Here is a 2,016-nt window from a genome sequence, read left to right as displayed (position 1 = left end):
TTGCGAGCTATTCCTTGTATATGTTGCATCACTAAAAATAATGAATTTATCTTTTTCTTACAAATATTTTACTATATTTGGTACTAGGATTGTGGAGGTTTTTTCACAGTCTGACGTTATCTGTAATTCTATGAAAAACCGTGTCATAAAAGTAATTATAGGAATTTTTCTAATCTTTATTATTGGACTTTTTATTCGACCTCAAAAAGTAATATATGAAGCAAAAATTTCTGGAAAAGTTATCGACGAAAATGGAATTCCAATAAAAAACGCTGTAGTTTCAAGAATTGAAGAAAAACGGTGGAAAAATAAACAATGGGGTTACGAAGAACACTCTGAATATAAATCTCAAACTACAAAAACTGACGATAATGGAAACTTTTTTCTTGAACAAAAATCTCGAATAGACTGGTTTCATACACCACTTGATTTACCTTTTGCTTGGTGTTATGCAGATTTTGAAATTTCAAAAAACGGTTATGAAACTTTCAAAACAAAATTTGATGAATACAAATCTTATAAAAAAAATGGTTGTGATGCGTGTGAAAAAATTGAATTCAAACCCAAAATAACTTTAAAAAAGAACTACAGATAACATTGTATTGGCAAAATGCGGGGAGAAGTGCAAAATTGAAAAGCAGGAAAAATAATCCGCTCATGCTTTTCAATTCTGCAATTTTTTGTAAGTTAGCATAATCGAAAAAGCATTCGCTACGTTTGGTCTTCCTTGAACTTTCAGTTCTTCGAAAGCCCGCACTTCGCCAATACTTTTTCCGTTAGCGGGCATTGTAGGACGACCCAACGAAAACAGAATTTTGAAATTTTAAAAGCAATAAAATGACAAATAACATGCCGACAGTAGAAACACAAATGTTAATCAGAAAACCTATATCAATCGTTTTTCAAGCTTTTATTGACCCAGCTATTACAACTAAATTTTGGTTTACTAAATCAAGCGGACAATTAGAAGTTGGCAAGACAGTCACTTGGGAATGGGAAATGTATAATGTTTCAAGTGGAATACAGGTAAAGGAAATTATACCAAATAAAAAAATTACAATTGAATGGGATGACCCAACAACAACGGTTGACTTTGAGTTTACAGCATTAACAGATAACTCAACTTATGTCGTTATTAAAAACTACGGTTTTAGCCAAATAGGTGACGACTTAATCGAGATAATTAAAAATAATACCGGTGGTTTTACTACCGTTTTGGATGGACTAAAAGCTTATTTGGAATTTGGAATTGAACTTAATTTAATAAAAGATAAATTCCCTCATTTAGGTCAGAAGTAATAACATTAAAAACAATCCATTAAAAAATAAAATTATTATGCGTACAAATCATCAATCAAAATATCAGACATTAATTAAAGCCCCAATAGAAAAAGTTTGGGAAGCATTAATAAATCCTGAATTAGTAAAACAGTACTTTTTTGGCTCAAATCAAGAAACAGATTGGAGTGTTGGTAGTAAAATTTTATGGACAGGGGAATATGAAGGCTCTAAGTATGTTGACAAAGGCGTAGTTTTGGAATTTTTACCCAACAAGAAACTTTCTTATTCTTATTTGAGTAGTTGGAGTGGATTGGATGATAAACCCGAAAATTACCTATTAGTTTCTTATGAAGTAACTCAAACAAAAGGTGGAACAGAATTGATTATCACGCAATCAAACTTTGATGAAGAAAAAGCAAAACATTCTTCTGAAAATTGGGCAGTAGTAATTGACGGATTAAGGAAACTTGTAGAAAAGTAAACAACGACCCGCTAACACGGGTTTTGCGTCAGGCGGGGTGACGTACAAACTTGGAGCTTTTTGCTTCTATTCAAGTTCAGTGTTGGTTGACAGTTTTGTGCTCCGAAACCCGCCCGAACGCAAAGCCCGAAACCGTCAGGTTGTGAAAAAACTCCATTTTCAATACAAATTCACCTAGTTAAAAGCTTATAAATTGGTTTTAAGCCAAGGTATATTTTGAAGTAGTTTGATTTGTTCCCAAAATGATACGAACT

General features: G+C 32.4%; 4 protein-coding genes. 3 read left to right on the top strand and 1 reads right to left on the bottom strand.

Going from position 1 to position 2,016, the window contains the following annotated elements; all coding sequences use genetic code 11:
- A partial coding sequence (locus G6042_RS00830) for a transthyretin-like family protein (RefSeq protein WP_211161604.1) occupies positions 1–595 on the top strand: 595 nt, incomplete at its 5' end.
- A gap of 69 nt (positions 596–664) precedes the next feature.
- Here the strand turns inward: G6042_RS00830 and G6042_RS14395 are convergent.
- Positions 665–787 (bottom strand): hypothetical protein, encoded by a 123-nt coding sequence (locus tag G6042_RS14395; RefSeq protein WP_262887297.1) that lies wholly within the window; start codon positions 785–787, stop codon positions 665–667.
- Between the two features lie 50 nt (positions 788–837).
- On the opposite strand from G6042_RS14395, the gene G6042_RS00825 reads away from it, so the two are divergent.
- The gene (locus G6042_RS00825) at positions 838–1,299 is read left to right on the top strand and encodes an SRPBCC family protein (RefSeq protein ID WP_169522377.1); all 462 of its coding nucleotides are present in this window, start codon (positions 838–840) and stop codon (positions 1,297–1,299) included.
- A 37-nt stretch (positions 1,300–1,336) separates the two neighbouring features.
- A complete protein-coding gene (locus G6042_RS00820; RefSeq protein ID WP_169522376.1) occupies positions 1,337–1,762 on the top strand; it encodes an SRPBCC family protein in 426 nt (141 codons plus the stop codon).
- The last annotated feature ends 254 nt before the right edge of the window (positions 1,763–2,016 follow it).

Source organism: Flavobacterium solisilvae, from assembly GCF_012911605.1.
Taxonomy (GTDB): domain Bacteria; phylum Bacteroidota; class Bacteroidia; order Flavobacteriales; family Flavobacteriaceae; genus Flavobacterium; species Flavobacterium solisilvae.
This window is presented reverse-complemented; position numbering and strand designations above follow the sequence as displayed.

What these genes read in the sequence shown, in the direction of transcription:
- G6042_RS00820 (WP_169522376.1), top strand. Translation starts at nt 1,337, where the DNA reads ATGCGTACAAATCATCAATCAAAATATCAGACATTAATTAAAGCCCCA.
- G6042_RS14395 (WP_262887297.1), bottom strand. Translation starts at nt 787, where the DNA reads ATGCCCGCTAACGGAAAAAGTATTGGCGAAGTGCGGGCTTTCGAAGAA.
- G6042_RS00825 (WP_169522377.1), top strand. Translation starts at nt 838, where the DNA reads ATGACAAATAACATGCCGACAGTAGAAACACAAATGTTAATCAGAAAA.